Source organism: Paenibacillus sp. FSL K6-1096 (assembly GCF_037977055.1).
Classification (GTDB): domain Bacteria; phylum Bacillota; class Bacilli; order Paenibacillales; family Paenibacillaceae; genus Paenibacillus_AQ.
Genome location: NZ_CP150274.1, coordinates 4,676,156 through 4,695,502, shown reverse-complemented (window position 1 = coordinate 4,695,502; position 19,347 = coordinate 4,676,156). Strand labels below are relative to the sequence as shown.

The 19,347-nt window shown below is 56.7% G+C and carries 14 protein-coding genes; 4 read left to right on the top strand and 10 right to left on the bottom strand.

Annotation, left to right across the window (positions count from 1 at the left end):
• Window positions 1-345: 345 nt before the first annotated feature.
• Both MHI24_RS20795 and MHI24_RS20790 read right to left on the bottom strand, forming a co-directional pair.
• Window positions 346-5,331 (bottom strand): DUF4132 domain-containing protein, encoded by a 4,986-nt coding sequence (locus MHI24_RS20795; protein WP_340021423.1) that lies wholly within the window; start codon window positions 5,329-5,331, stop codon window positions 346-348.
• A 13-nt stretch (window positions 5,332-5,344) separates the two neighbouring features.
• Window positions 5,345-5,764 carry a hypothetical protein gene (locus tag MHI24_RS20790; protein ID WP_340021422.1) on the bottom strand — a complete coding sequence of 140 codons (420 nt, stop codon included), beginning with the start codon at window positions 5,762-5,764 and terminating at the stop codon, window positions 5,345-5,347.
• A 240-nt stretch (window positions 5,765-6,004) separates the two neighbouring features.
• Between MHI24_RS20790 and MHI24_RS20785 the strand changes: the two genes are divergently transcribed.
• Window positions 6,005-6,757, top strand: a complete 753-nt coding sequence (locus MHI24_RS20785; RefSeq protein ID WP_340021421.1) for a 3'-5' exonuclease — start codon at window positions 6,005-6,007, stop codon at window positions 6,755-6,757.
• A gap of 280 nt (window positions 6,758-7,037) precedes the next feature.
• Entirely contained in the window at window positions 7,038-7,802 is a 765-nt protein-coding gene (locus tag MHI24_RS20780) for a MerR family transcriptional regulator (protein WP_340021420.1), read from the top strand.
• Window positions 7,803-7,844: 42 nt separating this feature from the next.
• Here the strand turns inward: MHI24_RS20780 and MHI24_RS20775 are convergent, their stop codons facing one another.
• The 6 genes from MHI24_RS20775 to rbsK form a co-directional block, all read right to left on the bottom strand.
• Window positions 7,845-8,411, bottom strand: coding sequence for a PepSY domain-containing protein (locus tag MHI24_RS20775; protein WP_340021419.1), 567 nt, complete (start codon window positions 8,409-8,411; stop codon window positions 7,845-7,847).
• A 110-nt stretch (window positions 8,412-8,521) separates the two neighbouring features.
• On the bottom strand, window positions 8,522-9,142 hold the full coding sequence (locus tag MHI24_RS20770; protein ID WP_340021418.1) for a PepSY domain-containing protein: 621 nt from the start codon (window positions 9,140-9,142) through the stop codon (window positions 8,522-8,524).
• Window positions 9,139-10,503: a HAMP domain-containing sensor histidine kinase gene (locus tag MHI24_RS20765; RefSeq protein ID WP_340021416.1), complete on the bottom strand. Its 1,365-nt coding sequence runs from the start codon at window positions 10,501-10,503 to the stop codon at window positions 9,139-9,141. Before MHI24_RS20765 ends, MHI24_RS20770 begins: the two co-directional genes overlap by 4 nt.
• Window positions 10,500-11,192: a response regulator transcription factor gene (locus tag MHI24_RS20760; protein ID WP_340021415.1), complete on the bottom strand. Its 693-nt coding sequence runs from the start codon at window positions 11,190-11,192 to the stop codon at window positions 10,500-10,502. The genes MHI24_RS20765 and MHI24_RS20760 overlap by 4 nt, the downstream gene beginning before the upstream one ends.
• Window positions 11,193-11,364: 172 nt before the next feature.
• Window positions 11,365-12,129: a type I 3-dehydroquinate dehydratase gene (gene aroD / locus MHI24_RS20755; protein ID WP_340021414.1), complete on the bottom strand. Its 765-nt coding sequence runs from the start codon at window positions 12,127-12,129 to the stop codon at window positions 11,365-11,367.
• Between the two features lie 39 nt (window positions 12,130-12,168).
• Window positions 12,169-13,071 carry a ribokinase gene (rbsK, locus tag MHI24_RS20750; protein ID WP_340021413.1) on the bottom strand — a complete coding sequence of 301 codons (903 nt, stop codon included), beginning with the start codon at window positions 13,069-13,071 and terminating at the stop codon, window positions 12,169-12,171.
• Between the two features lie 347 nt (window positions 13,072-13,418).
• Between rbsK and glgP the strand changes: the two genes are divergently transcribed.
• Together glgP and katA are read left to right on the top strand one after the other, a co-directional pair.
• Window positions 13,419-15,035 (top strand): alpha-glucan family phosphorylase, encoded by a 1,617-nt coding sequence (gene glgP / locus MHI24_RS20745; RefSeq protein WP_340021412.1) that lies wholly within the window; start codon window positions 13,419-13,421, stop codon window positions 15,033-15,035.
• Between the two features lie 362 nt (window positions 15,036-15,397).
• The gene (gene katA, locus MHI24_RS20740; RefSeq protein ID WP_340021411.1) at window positions 15,398-16,843 is read left to right on the top strand and encodes a catalase KatA; all 1,446 of its coding nucleotides are present in this window, start codon (window positions 15,398-15,400) and stop codon (window positions 16,841-16,843) included.
• A 193-nt stretch (window positions 16,844-17,036) separates the two neighbouring features.
• Here katA and MHI24_RS20735 read toward each other — a convergent pair whose 3' ends face one another.
• The gene (locus MHI24_RS20735) at window positions 17,037-17,879 is read right to left on the bottom strand and encodes a DNA-binding protein (protein WP_340021409.1); all 843 of its coding nucleotides are present in this window, start codon (window positions 17,877-17,879) and stop codon (window positions 17,037-17,039) included.
• 176 nt (window positions 17,880-18,055) lie between these two features.
• Window positions 18,056-19,009, bottom strand: a complete 954-nt coding sequence (locus MHI24_RS20730; RefSeq protein WP_340021408.1) for a WYL domain-containing protein — start codon at window positions 19,007-19,009, stop codon at window positions 18,056-18,058.
• Window positions 19,010-19,347 lie beyond the last annotated feature (338 nt).

Here is a 19,347-nt window from a genome sequence, read left to right as displayed (position 1 = left end):
CACCCAATGTGATTGGTTTTTCGACTACATTCGGTCCACGCGCCCCCCGCTAGCAAATTGTAGTCGGTTTTTCGATTACATTCCGTCCACGAGCCACGCTCCAGCAAAATGTGATCGGTTTTTCGATTACATTCCGTCCACGAGCCACACTCCAGCAAAATGTGATCGGTTTTTCGATTACATTCGGTCCGCGCGCCGCCACCCTAGCCGTAAAAAGCAGCTTCACCTTGCCTTTCCTGCGGCAAAAAGCACCGGCGCTGAAACTCAGCACCGGTGCCTGTGGCTTCCCTCTATAAACGGCTGCGGTAAGCAGCGCCCCGTCCGTTCCCCCGCCAGCGCAGCTGTTCAGCTGCTCAGCTGCGCAAGAATCTGCGGGTCTTTGATCTTCGTGTCGTCAGCCAGCAGCACGACCTTGGAGAGAACCTCCGCCGTGCGCGGGTCCTCGTCCAGGAACGGCAGGAACAGCCGGCCCCGGTGCTGGGAATGCACCGGAATAATGTACAGCGCGCCTGTCGCCTGCTTGTACACCTGGCCGCTGCCCAGATGCACGGCATACTCGCCGAGTGTGCCGTCAATCCGCGCATAGTTGCCGTCCAGCCGCACGTTCTCAATTTTCAGCAGACGCAGCGATTCGCCCACGATCACCCGGCGCATCTCGACGGTGGTCAGGCTGGCCTCCGGATCGACGCCGCCGACATGGGCCACGCTGACGACCAGATCCACATCCCGCATAACCTCCGAGAACAGCACCGGCGGCACCTGATCCAGCGGCACGCCCTTATAGGTCTTCCGGTCGAAGAACTGCACGGTCTCCAGCGTCGGCGCTTCCGTGTCGGCCGGCGAGAACCAGTCGGCCATGGCATAGAGCCGGACGATCAGGTTCTCGGCATAGAATACCTTCTGCAGCCCTTCCTCGTAGCTGACCGTCCATTGCCGCCCCTTCAGGAGGGCGACCGTCTTGCTCGGCTGCACCTGATGGCCCGCATACCGGCGGGACAGCACGCCCTGGGCCAGCTCATCCTCATTCGGCAGGTATAGCTCGCGGAAGACCTGCTTGAACGGCTGGCGCACCTGACGGTCGAACAGGTCCTTCTGGTACAGGCTCCATTGTCCGCTGCGGTAGAAGTCCAGCGGATGGGCGATCTGCAGCACCGCCTCTGCGTCCACGGCCTGCCGTTCACCTGACGGGCTCACCAGCGCGGCCTGATCCGCATCGTAATAGCCCAGCGCATCGCCGCTCTTCAGCACCAGCTTGCTGATCAGCGGAGCCAGCACCGGATTCCGGCTCAGCCCGGCAATCTCACCCGGCGTGAAGGTGCCGCCGGATGCCATCGACCGCTCCAGCTCAGCGCGGGCGCGGCGGAACTGGCCGGTCAGGTCGCTCTTGGCCTCCTTCAGCGCTTCGATCCGCTCATGCTTCTTGAAGCGCGCCGGCACCGACTTCAGCGCCTTGCCCTTGCTGGTGACCACAACATCGCTCTGCCCTTCCTCGTCAATGCTGAGCGAGACATAGGTCTCGTCATCCAGCGCATAAGGCTCGAAGTACGCGGCATAATCGTCCAGCTTACGCGCCTCCATATCCCAGATCAGGCGGGTGACATCGGCATATCCGGCATTGCGCGCCAGGTTGCCCAGCGCGATCTGCGCCACCGCGCCTTCGCTGGCGCGGCGCTGTGCGCCGAACTGCTTGCTCTCCGCCAGGAAGCGCTGGATGAATTCATACCGCTCGCGGATGTCCTGCTCCCGCTGTGCCTTCAGCGGAATCAGGCTGTAGCTCAGCAGATGATCTTTCCCCCGCTTCTGCTCAACAGACTCCTTCATCTCTTCCAGATTCAGCTTGCCGAGCGTAGCATCGGCGAACAGCTGGGAACGGCGGTGGTTCGCACCGGCGGAGATATACTTCGCACAGTCATAGAGCAGCTCGAACCGCTCCTGGCCAAGCGCCTCATACGCCGACTGGAACCAGTTCACATCGAAGGCGCCGTCGTTGAACTCCTGCGGCGTGATCGGCGAATAATGCGCCACCACCGTCTCCTTCTCGGCCGAGAAGCTCTCGTTGATGTGGGCATGGAAGTACCAGGCGGCACTGCGCAGCCCTTCCCAGCCCAGGTGCTCGGCAATGATCTCGATCCACTGCGGGGCATACATGGCGGCTTCCAGGAGCTTTTGATCGGACAGCTTGTATTCTTGAAGCAAGGTCTTCAGCCGTTCCGCATTGTCGCCCTCGCGCGGATAACATACCTTAAGGAGATGGCTGAAGGATTCCTTCTTCGTAATATTGTCGCCGTAGCCATACACGTACCCGCGCACGAAGGTATCCTTGTTCAGCCCGGACAGGATGCGGATACAGTACTCCAGGCCCTCGATCCGCTGCAGCCCCATCGTCATGCCGGTCACCTCGGTCGGCAGATCGCCGCGTCCCAGCTCAATCGCCAGCAGACGGTCGATAATCCGGGTACGCAGCGCAACCATCTGCGGACTGCCTTCAATCCAGTCATACATGCGTGAGCTGATCCACCGCATATGGTTGCGGGCATCACTGCTGAGCAGCAGCTCCTTCAGCAGCGTCTCCTCGCGGATCAGCCCGTCCGTGAAGGCCTCGACATAGTGCTTCAGCCCGATGATGCTGTCCCGCTCTTCGCCGCCGCTGATCCCCTCAAACATATAGCAGGTACGGAACATTTCCTTGAACTCCTCCGGTCCCTTCCACAGCTTCTGGACCATATCGATCCACGGATCGGCCAGGACCGAGAGGAACGGCCAGTCGCCCGCAAGCTTCTCTTCCGGGAAGGCAGCCGCCAGGGCGTTCACCGCACCATTTACCAACCGGAAGCTCTCCGGGCTCTTGTGGTCCGCGCGGAACGCATCCAGCAGTGATTCCACCTGCCATCTGTACTTCAGCTTGTCCACCAGCTTCATCACAGCCTCGATCTGCTCCAGCGGGTACACCTTAGCTGCGAACTCCTTCCGCCAGCCGGACAGCAGCTTCTGCTTACTGAGCTCGTCATCGTCGATACCCGTCGTATCGTAGCCGTCGTAGTTATCCAGAGTCTCATCCAGCTCATCCAGACTGATATAGAAGTTCAGCTCCATCAGGTCCCGGGCGCTCCAGCCGCTTTTGTCCCAGAATTCAGTCCATACCTCCGGCAACGGGTACTGCCCCACGACGGAAGTGCTGCCCCCCTCATCGTTCACAAAATACCCCTGCAGCGGTCTAAGAGTAGTCCCGACCAGCAACGTATCCTTGTATCCGCTGTAGTATTCGACCTCATACTCCACATCGCGGTGCTTGTGGATGGTGTTGTCCAGATCCTTAAGAAACTTCTTGATCTGCTCCAGCGACAGCTTGAACACCTGATCCCACGTGAATCCGTCCACTGCCGGCCGCTGAGCCAGCCACTCCTCCGTCTGCTTTGGATCGAACAAGCCGAAGCCGTTCGCCTTGGTGTACTCATTCTTCTGACTCAGCCTGGCGATCAGCTCCCGCTCCTGGTCCGAAGGCTTCACCAGCTCCTCCGCCAGCGGACGCACCGCTTCGAACAGCCCCTGCCGCTCCTCATCTTCGAACAGCACGGTCATGATCTCAAGTCCTGCCTGCCGCTGCAGGGCATTCTTGCCTTGCACCAGCCTGCGGATGGAGGCCTGCAGCGCTTCCTCCGGCTGATTCAGCAGCATGAGGGTGACGCTCTGCCGCAGCGTGCCGGTCTTGAGCTTCAGCAGCCCTTCAGCCATCAGCAGCTCATCCTCCGTCAGCGTCAGCTCCTGGGCCAGCTTCAGCGCCAGCTCGCGGTTCTTCATGCTTTTGTCAGAGAGGCTGGCGAAGATGAATTCGCGCTGCACCGCATCCTCTACATTCTGCACGAAGTAGTTCAGCAGCTCCCCGCGCATATCCGGGCTAAGCTTGTCCTTCAGGGCGAGCAGTTCGTTCACCCAGGCCGGGTCCATGTCGTAGGAGGTCAGGTAGAGCATCTTCTGCGCGGGCAGATCACGGGTATAGTTAACCTGCAGGAAATCCAGCACCTTGGACGGGCCGGTCAGCTCCCGGCTGTCCGGATTCAGGAAGATATTCATCAGCAGGCTGAAGTCGCGCCGCCGCTCGCTTTTATCCGCAAGCTGCGGGCTGGTTCTGACCTCGATCCTCGGACCGTTATCCTTCGGCCCTCTCCACATCCGGTCATAATCGTAGTCGTAGTTCATCAGAATCCAATACAGCAGCTCCGGCTCCTGCTCATTCAGATGCTGCCGGGCGCTGCGCAGGCGGACCTCCTGGTTCTGGCTGTTCGAGAGCACATACTGGGCTACAATCTTCTGATACAGCTGTCCCTGCTCCATGAGGGCATCAACCTTGCCGGGCAGCTCATTCTCTTCGTACACAGCCGCCCCCCACAAGCCGAGGTAGACATGGTTAGCATTCTCACTGGCCAGCCACGCCTCGCGCTGCGCTGCATCGGTCAGCACCTGATAGGCTCCCTCCACCAGTTGCTTCGCCACCCGCTGGTTCTGCGCCTCCAGGCCCATGCCTGTCCATACGCCCAGGGCACGCACCACCGAGCTGTAGCGCACCAGATCGTTGTCGAGAATGACCTTCAGCATGTAGAGGTTGTTCTCTATCGTTCCCTCATCCATCCGCTCGACAATGGACTGCCGCAGCCCCTCCTGCAGACGTGCGGCGACCAGCAGCTCGCCTACCATCTGTATAGCCGCCTGATTGTGGCTCAGGAATACGCCCTTTAGCATACTGTGGCTAAGCTGCGCCCCCTGATTGTCGCCGTACACCGCTTCCTTCAGCAGATCCTCCATCCCGCTGCCGCCGCGGTCCAGCTCATAGGCCACCACATCAGGAACGGCAATCTCCACACGGTAGGAGGTGCTGTAATCCTTATCCAGATTACTTGTCAAATAATCCGGCAGCGAGAATTCAACCATCTCCATATAGATCAGGGCATTGATTCTGCGGAGGATCTGCAGCCGGTGCGGCTGAACGTCCCGGGTACGGAACGGCCGGCGCAGATACCCTATCGAATAGGGATACTCCACGGCATGGTTAACTATGTAACGGGCCAGTTCAACCGTATGAGCGCTGTATAGCTGCTGCATGGCTTGGAACAAGGGCTCCCAGTAACCGGCAAAATCACTCCGGGCAGCGTCTGCACGCGCTTCCAGTATACTCATGCAGCGGTCCAGCGACTCTTCCCCTTCATGGAGGTAACGGTTCTTGCTGAACCCGGCCAGCAGCACCGCAAGCTCAGCGTCTTCACCTTTCAGCTCCCCGGCTCTCTTCTCGATCGCTTCGTACCACTCGGTCTCCCATTGTTCATTTCCGAACTTCATCCTGTCATCTCCCTCACCATAATCTTCCGGCCAGCATCGTGAACCGGATCAGCGTCAGCTCATTGCCCTCTTCGATCTCCAGCGGTTCATCCAGCGCAGAACATTCCTTCTCCTGCACGAACACCTTATACAGCCCGTCTTCGTAAGCAAGCAGTGCCGCAGCCGTGGCCTGCTCCACCTCAGGCTTCGCTTCGCCATAGACCGCGCCGAACCCGACCTTGCCGTTATCGCCCTGCTCCGCAATTTCAGTTGCGGTCAGGTATGGGATCAGCTCCCCCTGCTCCTGCCGTTCCCGCATGGCCTGCACCTGCCCGGCGACAATCTCCGCGATCAGCGCGCGAAGCGTCTGCGGACGGGCCGCCAACACCAGCTCTTTTCGCTCCAGCACTGCCTTGCGTTTGCCCAGGCTTTTGACGGTAACATACAGCTTCATGGCCTTCCCTCCTCTCAACAACAGCCCAAATTGACAAACCATCTAGTTCATTACCCGATTCAGAGAGAAATGTCACACCCGAACCAGCGGGATATTTCAATATTATTCTGTTCTCCCATGACTCCCCGTTACTTATTCGATTTCCTTATTTCCCATGCAAGCTCTTTTTTTGCTAAAATAGAAGGGTCGGCGCATTTCCGTGCAATCTTGGCGCCAGTCACTGAAACGGAGGCATTACCTGTGGATTATATTATTCTGGACATCGAATTCAACGGCCGCAAATTTGCCAGCGAGCATCCCATGGAGGTCATTGAGATCGGAGCGGTCCGGTTAGATGCTGCCCTGCAGATGAAGGATGAGTTCTCAGCCTTGATCAAGCCCATATACTTCTCCACCCTGAATTCATTTATTAAGAAAAAAACCGGCATCCCCCAGGAGGATATCGACGTCGCCAGCCGGTTCCCGAAGGTGATTACCGCCTTCCGCGCCTGGCTGGATCAGAGTACAGACGGCGTGCTGTTCCTCACCTGGGGCGGCGAGGATATGAAGCGGATCATCCAGGATGTACGGATGCACAAGATGGATGATTCCTACTGGATGGAGGCGACCTACTTCGATCTGCTCAAAGGCTTGCTGCGTGCCCGCGGCCTCACTAACGACATCAGCGTGGAAGGGGCCATGGCCCTGCTGAACCTGGAGCCTTCCGGCTCCGCCCACCGCGCGCTGGATGATGCGAAGATGACGGCGGAGATCTTCCGCGCAGTCTTCAGCGAGCTGGACTTCGGACGCTCCCAGCACTATGTCGATACCTTCTCGAATGCGCGGGAGCGCAAGACAGTCAAAATCGCCATCAAAGCGATGACCGCCCAGAAGATTGTTCCCACCTGGGAGCTGGTCGCCGAGCATTACTTCCCTAAGGAGGATGCCCTGGCAGACCCCCGGAAGCTGGCGGAGCTTAAGGCGTATTTCGCAGCCCAGCTTGGCAAGAAATAACCCTATCCCCCGCATAGCAGCGGCAATCTCTCCGGGCACAGTCTGGAGCGGTTGCCGCTGTTTGCCTTTCCGGTTTTTCCGGTTTTTCCAGCTTTTCCAGCTTTTCCGGCTCTCCCGGTTACCCGGCACGCTGTCTGGATATTCTACAAAATAAGTGTTGACCTTGCCGTTACGTCAAAGTGTACAGTTAAGTTTGTAAGCGGCCGCTTACCCGGCGGGAAGGCCTTGAAGACCATTCTCTGCCGGAGTTGCCAGAGACAGTTAGGAGGCGGACAGGAGCATGGAATATACGGTGCAGAAGCTGGGGAGGCTTGCGGGGATCAGTGCACGGACCCTGCGGTATTACGACGAATTCGGCCTTTTGAAGCCGGCCAGAACCAATTCCTCAGGATACCGGATCTACGGCCAGGCCGAGGTGGACCTGCTGCAGCAGATTCTGTTCTACCGGGAGCTGGGCTTCAGCCTGGAGGCGATCCGGGACATTGTCCATTCGCCCTCCTTCGACGGGGTCCGCGCCCTGCGCGAGCACCATGACCTGCTGCTTCAGCGCAGAGCGCATCTGGACCGGCTCATCGCGAACGTCGAGCAGACCATTGCACACACAGAAGGGAGAAATACCATGAGCAATCAGGAGAAATTCGCAGGCTTCAAGCAGAAGCTGATTGAGGATAACGAGGAGAAATACGGGCAGGAGATCCGGGAGAAATACGGCGCAGAAGCCGTAGAGCAGTCGAACCGCAAGCTGCACAATATGACAGAGGAGCAGTATGCTGCCCTTCAGCAGCTGGAGGCGGACATGTTCGCATCACTGGAGCAGGCGATGGAGGATGGCGACTCGGCAAGCGAGCTGGCGCAGAAGGCCGCCGACCTGCACCGCCAGTGGCTCAGCTTCTATTGGGAGACGTACACCAAGGAAGCCCATGCCGGTGTCGCCCAGATGTATGTCGATGATGAGCGCTTCACCGCTTATTACGACCAGCGCCGCCCCGGCATGGCCGCATTCCTGCGGGATGCTGTCCATGTGTATACGGGAGCGAAATACTAAAAAAGAGGCAGCCGTCCAAACCGGCTGCCTCTCTTTTACCTGTCAATCGTCATCGTCGTCGGAATCAACATCCGTGTACACAATTTTGGCGGTGTACGCATCGACTCCTACTTCTGTGCTAACCCTGCCGTTTTTGATTTCAACCTCATATACGGCTGTTCCCCGGTCCCGGTCCAGATCAATATCAGTGACGGTTCCCTTCACGGCTGCCAGCGCCACCTCAGCAGCTCTGCCTGCGGTAATCAGCTTCCCCCCAGAGGCCGCTGCTTCCGCATAGTGGTCATCATCTGAATCTTTATCCTTGCGGACACTTAGAACCTTACCGGTATAAGCATCCACCCGTACATCAATCTCCTGCCGGGTCTGCTGGATTTCGATCTCGTAATACGTGCTGCCGGCCTTTTTCTCCAGTTCAATGCTTTCCACTTGTCCAGGTGCTGCCTTCAAGGCAGCCGCTTCGGCTTTAGCTACACCAATTAGCGTTTTGCCCTGACTCTTCACGGATGCAGCCGCCTCTGCCGTACTGCCGCCCTGCACCTCGCCGATGCCATAAGCGCCTCCGAGAAGCAAGGCTGCCGCTGCTATGCTGCTCCATATTTTCTTCTTCATGTATGCCGCCTCCTAAGTTCAATCTGTGCTGCTCATGTAGTAAATATAACGTGCCAACATGAGAGAACAGCGTGACGAACATTAGAATTTGCTGAGAAAATGAATTTTCTCTAAGAATCGTCCTCATCCGGCTCTTCCCAGGTCACAGACATGATGCTGCCCGAGATCGCGTTCACCTGGACCACGGCTTCCCGTCCGTCCGGCGTATGAATCTCCACCAGATAAAAAGCGCCCGAGTCATCCATCTCTGTATCCACATCGTCCACTTCCCCCGGGACCTCCTGGAGCGCGAGCCGGACCGCCTCCTTCTCGGTGACTACCCCCGCAGCGGTTGGCGGGGGCGCTGGCGAAGGGGTTGCGGCAGCTCCGCCGGACGGCACGGGAGAAGCGGAGGCTGTCGGCCGGACCGCCGGATGGTCTGCACGCTTCAGCAGCACGATGGAGATAATCTCCCCGGTGGCTCCATCCAGCTTCAGCTCATACCGCCCCTGGGCAGTCTGCAGCTCACCTGTATAATTTCCCGACTGCAGCCTGAAGCCCTCCAGCTGTCCGGGATATTCGTCCAGTATTGCCTGTTCCGCCTGCGCTCTGGTCAGCAGCGGCTTGGACTCTTGTCTGTTCAGCCACCACAGAGCGGCCAAGACCAGCAGCAGACCAGCCGCCGCCATCAGGCCCGCCTTGTACCAGCTGCTCCTGTTCTTCCGCATCTTGCTCACCTGTTTCTTGGTCATAGCTGCCCCCTGCTCTCTGCGGCAACCCGGATCGTCACCGAGGTACCGCTGCCTACCGCACTGTCCATAGACAGCTTGGCTCCGATCGCTTCGGCGATTTCTGCGGCAAGCGACAGGCCCAGACCTGCCCCTCCACGCTCCCGGGTTCTGGCCTCATCCACTCTGTAGAACCGGTCGAATACCTTCGGCAGCTCCTCCGGGGAGATTCCAATTCCCTGGTCGGTAATCACAATCCTCCGCTCTGCTCCGGCAGCCTCCAGACTGACCGTAATCTCGCCGTCACTGTATTTGCGGGCATTGTCCAGGAAGATGAACAGCAGCTGCCTGAGCTTGGCTTCATCGCTATATCCTTCAATTGGACCTTTTGCCTGAACCCTGATCTCTCTTCCGTACGCCTTATCAAAAGCCTTAGCCGATGAACGGGCCAGCTCCACCAGATCCACCTGCTTCATCTCCAGCTCCCACTGCTCGGGATGCTTCGCCAGCAGCAGCAGCTGCTCTGTCATTTCCTTCATGCGGATCGCTTCGGTATGAATGGCTTCCACCGATTCCTGGAACAGCTCCGGGTGGTCCTGTCCTCTGCGCTTCAGCAGGCTGGCATAGCTCTCAATAACCGTCAGCGGGGTGCGCAGCTCATGGGATGCATCCGACACGAACTTCTCCTGCTTCTGATAGTTGCGTTCCAGCAGGCCGATCATCTCGTTGAAGGTACGCCCCATCTCCACCAGTTCATCCTTGGAGCTCTCCTTCAGCGTCAGCCTGCGGAATTGGCCGCTGCGCCGGATCTCCTGCATAGTAGCCGTCATGTGGACGATGGGACGCATGATCAGCCCTGACAAAAGACGGCCGGAGAGCAGCAACGGCAGCAGCACGGCAAGCGTAGCCCCGGCCAGCACCAGCCGGAGCACGCGAAGGGTATTCGTCGTACTCTCCAGGCTTGTGGTCAGCTGGACATTCAGGACATTCCCGTCCATCCAGATCACCGGAATGCTCACGAACGCATAAGAGTGTCCGCCCGCCTGAATAATTTCCGCCTGCTTCGCTGAATGATAGACCGGCTTCAGCCGGCTGATCTCCTGCCCGGAGGCTGACGTCACCGGCGGCGGGCCGCTTCCGTCCGGCGCAAGCAGCCGCAGCATCCCCTCCACCGGCACATAGGCGCGGAGCAGCTGGGTTACCGTGGCCCCGCTTCCTGCCTTTCTCATATCGGCTGCGATCCTGGCTGCCGAAGCAGCCGCCTGCTCCAGCTGGCTGTTCAAGGACATCCGGCTGAACACGGTGTAGATGAACAGATTCATGACGATAAGCAGCACGGCAAACAGCACACTGGAATACAGATGAATTGTACTGCGCAGCTTCATGGCGAATCCTTCAGCACATAACCAATGCCGCGTACGGTATGAATCAACTCTTCCTGATTACCCTGCGTAATCTTCTTGCGGACATAACGGATGTAGACATCCACGATATTCGTATCCCCGTAATAATCGTATCCCCACACCGCAGCCATAATCTGCTCCCTGTTCAGCACCTGACGCTTGTTCTTCAGCAGGAACACCAGCAGATCGAACTCGCGCGGTGTCAGCTCTATACTTCTCCCGGCGCGCTTCACCTCACGGGTCGCTTCATTCAGCTCCAGATCATCTGCCCGCAGCCGGGAGGCGGCTTCCGTGGTCTTCCGGCCCGAGGCCAGCCGCAGCGCCGCGCGGACACGCGCCAGCAGCTCCTCGATCTGGAACGGCTTGGTGATATAATCATTGGCCCCCAGATCAAGGCCGGAGACCTTGTCCTCTACCGAGCTTTTGGCTGTAAGCAGCAGCACGGGAGTCTCAGCATCCACCGCCCGGATACGCCGCAGCAGCTCGATCCCGCTGAATCCGGGCAGCATGACATCCAGCAGCAGCAGATCCGGCTGCTCCTCCTGATACATCTCCAGCCCCTGATGGCCGCTGCCGGCAATAGACACACGGTATCCCTCACACTCCAGCTCAATCTGCAGCAGCCGGGCAATTCTAACCTCATCCTCAATAACCAGAATCGATTCTGTCACTCGCGCTCCGCCCTTTCAATTTCCACTAGCAGGATTGCCTCCATTGTAGGGCATAGGCAGGCAACGTTTCAAACCCCATCCGGTCTTTACTGGTATAGAAAAGAGTGCTTCCGCCACAACCGGCTGAAAGCACTCCGCTTAATTAATCTGCTGCCGCTACGCTGCCCGGCAGCTACAGGCTGCGGTGCAGCAGCTCCAGCACCCGGCGCAACTCCGCCACCGCCACCTGCCCCGGGGCCGAAGGCTTGTGCGCCGCCCCGAAGGTCAGGGCCGAGCCGAAAATCTCTCCGGCCAGCCGGCTGATCACGCCTTCTCCGGCCATCGACATCGTAATGATCGGCCGGTCGGCATACTGCTCCCTCATCTGGTGCGTGGCCGCCAGCAGCGTAAGCACATCTCCCGCATGCTGCGGCATGACGGCAATCTTCGGCAGATCCCCGCCCAGCTCCTGCGCCCGGCGCAGCCGGGAGACGATCTCCTCCCCGGACGGCGTTCCGTGGAAGTCGTGATTCGAGAGAATGACGAACACCGCCTGCCCATGCGCCGCTGCAATCAGCCTGCGGACATCCGCTTCTTCATTGAACAGCTCCACATCAATGATATCCACCAGCCCGCTCGCGGCCGCCGCTTCATTGAGGCGGATGTAATATTCCGTGGAGATCTCCCGCTCCCCGCCTTCCTTAGCGCTGCGGAAGGTGAAGATCAGCGGAATCTCCGGCAGCACACCGTGAATCACTTCAAGCGCCTCTTGTACGGCTGTAAGGTTGTCCACCTCTATGAAGTAATCGCAGCGCCACTCCACCACATCCGGGGCCAGCGCCTTCAGCGCTTCAGCTTCCCCGCGCAGCTCGGCCAGCGTTGTCCCGACCAGCGGAACGCAGATTTTGGGCATTCCCTCCCCAAGGGTGATATTCTTGACCGTTACTGTACCGCTCATGGCTTCAGCTCCTTATGTATCTGTCATACTATATGTGCTTTACGTGCTTTTTGCATCTGCGGCGTTCTGGAGGAACTGCTCTACCTCTTGCAGCCTTGGCAGCGAGGAGATCGCTCCCGTCTTGCCCACCGCCAGTGCACCGACAGCATTCGCGAAGCGGACCGCTTCCTCCAGCGGCGTGCCGCAGGTCAGCTGCCAAGCCAGTGCCCCGTTGAAGGAATCTCCGGCGGCCACTGTATCAACCGCTTGCACCGGGAACCCGGGAACATGGCGGCTTCCCGTTGTATTTACGATCAGCGCCCCTTCGGAGCCCAAGGTTACGATAACGTGCTGAACCCCTTTTTGCAGCATGATTCCGGCCGCCTGCTCCGCATCCTCCAGACTCTCAACAGAGATGCCGGCCAGTATGCCCGCCTCCGTCTCATTCGGCGTCAGATAGGTAACATGCTTGAGCAGCTCATCCCTGAGCGGCTGGGCCGGTGCCGGATTGAGAATGACCGGAATTCCGCATCGGGACGCGATCCCTGCCGCCGCCTCGCACATCGCCAGATCCGTCTCCAGCTGCATCACCACGATCCGGGCCTCACCGATCACCGCCTCCAGCGCTTCAATATCCGCCGGCGTCATCTCTACATTGGCACCTGGCACCACGATAATCCGGTTCTCCCCGGCTCCGTCCACCACAATCGAGGCTACCCCCGTTGCCTGGGAAGCGCTCTGTGAGATGTACGCGGTGTTCACCTGCTCCTGCTTCATAATCTCCAGCAGCCCGCTGCCGAATGCATCCTTCCCGACTCTGCCGATCATCGTGACCTCCGCCCCGAGCCGTGCTGCCGCAACCGCCTGGTTCGCCCCTTTGCCTCCCGGAGACAGCGCAAAGCCCTGGCCCAGCAGGGTCTCGCCTGCTTCAGGCGCCCGGTCCGCCCGCACTACCATATCCATATTGAGACTTCCAATGACAACTATACTCAACCTTTACACCACCATTTGGTTTATTTTAGGTTTGTCCGCCGCTGCGCTCATTACTTACCAGAGCCGCCTGCCTCGGCTATCAATTATACTCCCCTTATCTTATGGCCTTCGGCCAGGTTAATCAAATTTTTATTATTGCATCCGCTGCCCCCAACTGTCACTTAAACTTCGCTGTGCTTTTTGCATATGAATGTGCTAGAATGATGGTGCAATCGCTTCCAGATCCTGGTCTTCCCTTTTGAGCAAACGTTTGCATCTTAGATACAGCCTGCAGCAGTCCCTGATTGTAATCCAAATCGTATTAGGAGGCTTATCAAGTGAGCGAGAAACCCTTACCGTCAGTAGCTTATTTCAGCATGGAGTACGGACTGCATTCCGACTTCAAAATGTACGCCGGAGGCCTGGGTATCCTGGCCGGAGATTATATCAAGGGCGCGCGGGACATCGGGGCCCCCATCATCCCCATCGGGCTCAAATGGAAGCAGGGCTATACGGACCAGAAGATTGATGCAGACGGCAACCCCTACGACTCCTACCACAACTATGTGTATGACTTCCTCGAAGATACAGGCGTCACTGTCACCGTCAAAATCAGAAAAACCGATGTCCGCTGCAAAGTGTGGAAAACAGACCATTTCGGCAACAATCCGCTGTATCTGCTGGATACCGATATCCCGGAGAACAGCGATGCCTGGATCACAGGCCAGCTCTACGGCTGGTTCGGGGAGGAGCGGATCGCCCAGGAGATCGTGCTGGGGGTCGGCGGCGTCAAAGCCATGCGCGCCCTGGGCATTCCCATCGATGTCTATCATTTCAACGAAGGACATGCGGCCCTGGCCGCGATCGAGCTGATCCGTGAGAAAATGTCCGGCGGCAGTACGTTTGAAGAAGCCTGGAGAGCTACACGGGAAGAGGTTGTGTTCACTACCCATACCCCGATCAAGGAAGGCAATGAGACCCATCCGCTGGACCGTCTCGACTACATGGGAGCGTTCAATGGCTTAACCCGGGCGCAGATGGAGCGGATCGGCGGAGAGCCCTTTAATATGACCGTCGCAGGCCTGCGGCTGTCGCGGATCTCGAATGCGGTGGCCCAGCTTCATGCCGACACTGCGAACACAATGTGGAAGGAAGTCGCCGGCAGATCCGCCATCATCGGCATCACCAATGCGATTCATACCCCTACCTGGGCGGATGAGCGGATGACCCGCGCCTTCGAGGAAGGCGGCGATCTGTGGGCCGTGCACAAGGAGATCAAGCAGGAGCTGATTGGCTTCATCGAAGAGCGCTCCGGCATCGCCCTGAATGCAGATAATCTGCTAATCGGCTTCTCCCGCCGGGCTGCTCCTTATAAGCGCAGCGACCTGATTTTCTCCCGGCCGGACATTATAGAGCCTTATCTGGAGAGCGGCAGGATCCAGATTGTTTTCTCCGGCAAGGCCCATCCGCTGGACGACAACGGCAAGCGCATCGTCAGCAACCTCGTAGCCATGATGAGAAAATATCCGAAGAGCGTAGTCTTCCTGGAGAACTACGATATGACCATCGGCGCACAGCTGACCCGCGGTGCTGATATCTGGCTGAACAACCCGCGCCGGCCGCTGGAGGCGAGTGGAACCTCGGGGATGAAGGCCGCCATGAACGGCGTGCTGAACTGCTCCATCCTGGACGGCTGGTGGCCGGAGGCCTGCATCGACGGCGAGAACGGCTGGCAGATCGGCGATGGCTTCGAGACGACCGATTTCGCAGTGCTTGACCAGCACGACAGTGAAGCCTTGTACGATACGCTTCTTAACCGTGTCCTTCCCGTCTTCTATGACGACCAGGCGAAGTGGGTGCAGATGATGCACCGCAGCATCGAGACCACCCGTACCGAGTTCGCCACCAAGCGCATGCTGGATGAATACTATAACCGGATGTATATCCGAAGCTAGACACAGCAGCAGTCTGCCCCTCATTTGGTGCGGGATTAACGATTGGCTGCTGTTTGTCCGACATTCCATTCCCGTGCCCGCGGTTGCCTAACATGCTTATACTGTCGTTTGTTGCTCGACAACTCTCTTTTGTCCGTTGTTTGTTCGACACTTCCTCTAGTGTGCGCTGAGTGTCCGCACTCGCTCTCTTATCTGCTGTTTGTCTGACACTCCCCCTCCTGTCCGCTGCTGCGGATGGGAGTTTTTTATTTACCAGCAACTTTTAATTATAATTATTATAAAAAAGGATTGATTTTATTTTAAAAATACTATAAATTTATACTTAATCTAAAATCAAATCCTTACACGAGGTGATTTCGTTCATGACTGCAAACCATAACAACGACAAACTAACCACAAGCTGGGGTGCCCCTGTAGGTGACAACCAGAACTCCATGACAGCAGGCTCCCGCGGCCCTACTCTGCTGCAGGATGTCCATCTGCTGGAGAAGCTGGCCCACTTCAACCGCGAGCGTGTCCCGGAACGTGTCGTTCATGCCAAAGGCGCAGGCGCCCATGGTTACTTCGAGGTCACCCGTGACCTGTCCCGGTATACCAAAGCTGCATTCTTGTCTGAGGTCGGCAAACGCACCCCGATGTTCATCCGTTTCTCCACTGTAGCCGGGGAGCTGGGCTCTGCCGATACTGTGCGCGATCCGCGCGGCTTCGCCGTGAAGTTCTACACCGAGGAAGGCAACTATGACCTGGTCGGGAACAACACGCCTGTATTTTTCATCCGTGATGCCATTAAGTTCCCGGACTTTATTCATACCCAGAAGCGTCATCCGCAGACCCACCTGAAGAACCCGACAGCTGTCTGGGATTTCTGGTCGCTCTCGCCTGAATCGCTGCATCAGGTCACCATTCTCATGTCTGACCGCGGCATCCCCGCCACCCTCCGCCATATGCACGGATTCGGCAGCCATACGTTCAAATGGGTCAATGCTGAAGGCCAGGCTGTCTGGGTGAAATACCATTTCAAGACCGAACAGGGCGTGCAGAACCTGGATGTGAAGCTGGCGGCACAGCTGGCAGGCGAGCACCCGGATTATCATACCGAGGATTTGTTCAATGCGATCGACAACGGGGATTTCCCGGCATGGACACTGTATGTGCAGATTATGCCTGAGGAGGATGCGAACAGCTACCGGTTCGATCCGTTTGATGTGACCAAAGTATGGTCCCAGAAGGACTATCCGCTAATTGAGGTAGGGCGCATGGTGCTGGACCGCAACCCGGAGAATTACTTCGCTGAAGTGGAGCAGGCGACCTTCTCGCCCGGCTCGTTCGTACCCGGAATTGAAGCCTCACCCGACAAAATGCTCCAGGGCCGCCTGTTCGCCTACGGTGATGCCCACCGCTACCGCGTAGGCGCTAATCACAACCAGCTGCCAATTAACCGGCCCATCGCCGAGGTCAACAATAACCAGCGTGACGGCGCGATGAATGCCACGAGTAACGGAGGCGGCTCTGTCTACTACGAACCTAACAGCTTCGGCGGAGCCACCGAGTCGCCGCAGCATAAAGCGGCTGCTTTTGAAGTCTCCGGCCAGGCTGACAGTGTAGCCTATGATCATGACGATCATTACACCCAGCCGGGGGATCTCTACCGCCTGCTGAGTGAAGAGGAACGCGCACGGCTGGTGCGGAACATTGTCGAGGCCATGACTCCGGTGAACTCGGATGAGATCAAGCTCCGCCAGATTGGCCACTTCCGCAAGGCCGACCCGGAGTTCGGACAGCGGATTGCCGAGGCACTGGGATTGTAACATGATCTGAAAATCTAAACAGGGGTAAGCTGTCGCTTACCCCTGTTTCTAATAAGTATTAATCTCCTAAAGCAAAACCTGAGAGGAGTCAGCTTAATGCCCAGCACCGTGATTGTTGACAGAGACATTGCCGGAGTATCCTGTGAGATGACCGCCACTACCTGCGCCTGCCGTTGTGACCACTGCGGTTGTGCTAATCAGCAATACGGCTGTTAATAACGAGATCGCCTTTTTCATCTTTTAAAAACTCCCTCTCTAAGATATTTTTCATAATATTCCGGTAAGATTCTTGCTGCTCAGCTGAGGCATGGCTGCGGATATGCTCGTAAAAGGAAACGATCTTCCGGAAGCCTGTCCCATCATAAAGTTTACTACTTATTACCAAAATATAGAGAGTCAAATTAATTGCATCATGAATTTTTTGTCTTTTATACAAATATATTGCGCTAAGATGCATGTAATCTATGTAGTATCGTATGTCTTCCTTCTTCTCTCTGCAGCTCAATTCCTTCAATTGTTCCTTGAACTCATCGAGGACCCAATCAATGCAGAAGTTGTACTTGATGGCGGACTCCAGCACAGTGATCAGACAGGCCAGAAGCTCCTCCTTATCGCCCTTGCGGATGAATTCCACGTAATCGGGGAGTACCTCTGTCTTACCCTCCAGCAGATCAATGACGAAAGTGTTGGCGATAGCAATATTCTTGTAGTATTCGACTTCCGTGAGAACTTCCTGATTCAGGTCTTTGATCCAGCTCATATCCTCATACAGGCGGATACACTTTCTGGATTCAGCGAGATTCCCGAGCTTCTGATAAGCGATCCCTTTCATACAGGCGCTGTACCCGAGATAATACGCTATATTCTTCTTGAGGGAATATCTCTTCATCCCCTGTTGCTGAGAGCCGTAGGTCATAATAGCGAGTTCAAAGAGCTTGTCCGAAATCTCAAGAATTGCCGTCCAGTTCTCCCATGAAAATGATACCTTAAGCATATCTGTCAAAGAGTCCTCGTTCATCCCATCCAGTTCCAGCAATTTCTATCTTGCCTCCTATCATTCCATTATATTCCATATAATACTCGGTTTCCCCACGCTGGTCAATTCTTTCCCGACATAAATTTCCTCCAAAAAACCTTAATCCCCAATGCAATGGATCAATCTAATCTTTTCGACAGACGCTCCCCTAAATCAGACAAAAACCTGCACGTTTCTCACTGCTGATACACATCCAGCCATTGCTCCAGCTGCTGCTTCAATCCCTCTCTGGCTGACGGCGGCTCAAGAATCTCTGCATTCGGTCCGTATTGCAGAATCCATTTGGTGAATTCCTGCTCATTGTTAACCGTGACCTCAAACAGCAGGGTACCATCCCCTTCATCACTCATCCGCGGACGTACGAACAGCTCTTCTTCTTTGATGTAACGCGCCACCTCGGGGTGAAACCGTACCTTGAACGTAATATTTCTTGTCCCCCGATGAATCGACCAGGTGTTCTTCAGATACTGCTTGATATTGAAATTGCCTTTATCGAAAGTGGACGCCGTCATCTCGACCTGCTGAAAACGGCTGATGCGGAAGGTACGGATGGCGCTCTGCAGGTGACAATAGCCAATCAGATAAAAGCGTTGATCCCGCGGAACCAGATAATACGGATCAATCTTCCGTTCCGTGATCTCATTGCGTAATTGAGAATGGTATACTGCCCGGATGCTGCGCTGCTCCAGAATCGCTGCAATCAGCGGCTGCAGGAAATTCCGGCTCTTCTTGCGGTAGGCCGGGGTACCCATCTGGATAATATCAGCGATGTTCTCCAGCAGCCCGTTCTGTCTGGACTTCTCCTTCAGATGGGTCCCCATTACCTTATCATATGCGGAATGAAATCCCGGCGGGATCTTCTGCTCATGCAGCACCGACGGCAGCAGCGAGAACGCCAGAGACTCCTGCTCCGTGAAGTCCAGCGGGTATAGAAAGAATTTGCCCATGAACCTGTAGCCGGTTCCCCTGCCCTCATTCGTCACCGGAGCGAAATGGCTGATAACCTCAAGATCCCTGTATATCGTTCTAATATGGACCTCGCACCTGTAGGCCAAGTCCGCCGCTGTAATCCCGGGATTGGCCTGAATCGCATTGATGATTTTGAAAATCCGAATTACCTTGTCTGTCATAACGATGCCCTCAGCTTCCAAGTAAATGTTGTCAATGATTCCACAGCTCTACTATACCAGTTCTTGGGAAACTAGGCTGTCGGCAAACAAGCGCACCAGGCTGGCAGGCTCCATTCGTTTCTCCAAGTCCGTTACACCAGCATGTTGAGGTTGAATTCGGTTTGTCTGCATACATTCGGCCCATCTGCTGTGGCATCGACTATTGTGTTCGGTTTTTCGCATACGTTCGGACCATCTGCTGTGGCATCGACTATTGTGTTCGGTTTTTCGCATACGTTCGGACCACATGCCTCCCCCGCCGCTTGGTATGGAGAGCAATGTTGCATATTTTGCAGGAT

Bases quoted from the DNA above. Each gene is read 5' to 3' on its own strand.
- MHI24_RS20795 (WP_340021423.1), bottom strand. From the start codon at position 5,331: ATGAAGTTCGGAAATGAACAATGGGAGACCGAGTGGTACGAAGCGATC.
- MHI24_RS20790 (WP_340021422.1), bottom strand. From the start codon at position 5,764: ATGAAGCTGTATGTTACCGTCAAAAGCCTGGGCAAACGCAAGGCAGTG.
- MHI24_RS20780 (WP_340021420.1), top strand. From the start codon at position 7,038: ATGGAATATACGGTGCAGAAGCTGGGGAGGCTTGCGGGGATCAGTGCA.
- MHI24_RS20775 (WP_340021419.1), bottom strand. From the start codon at position 8,411: ATGAAGAAGAAAATATGGAGCAGCATAGCAGCGGCAGCCTTGCTTCTC.
- MHI24_RS20770 (WP_340021418.1), bottom strand. From the start codon at position 9,142: ATGACCAAGAAACAGGTGAGCAAGATGCGGAAGAACAGGAGCAGCTGG.
- MHI24_RS20765 (WP_340021416.1), bottom strand. From the start codon at position 10,503: ATGAAGCTGCGCAGTACAATTCATCTGTATTCCAGTGTGCTGTTTGCC.
- aroD (WP_340021414.1), bottom strand. From the start codon at position 12,129: ATGAGCGGTACAGTAACGGTCAAGAATATCACCCTTGGGGAGGGAATG.
- rbsK (WP_340021413.1), bottom strand. From the start codon at position 13,071: ATGGATATGGTAGTGCGGGCGGACCGGGCGCCTGAAGCAGGCGAGACC.
- katA (WP_340021411.1), top strand. From the start codon at position 15,398: ATGACTGCAAACCATAACAACGACAAACTAACCACAAGCTGGGGTGCC.
- MHI24_RS20730 (WP_340021408.1), bottom strand. From the start codon at position 19,009: ATGACAGACAAGGTAATTCGGATTTTCAAAATCATCAATGCGATTCAG.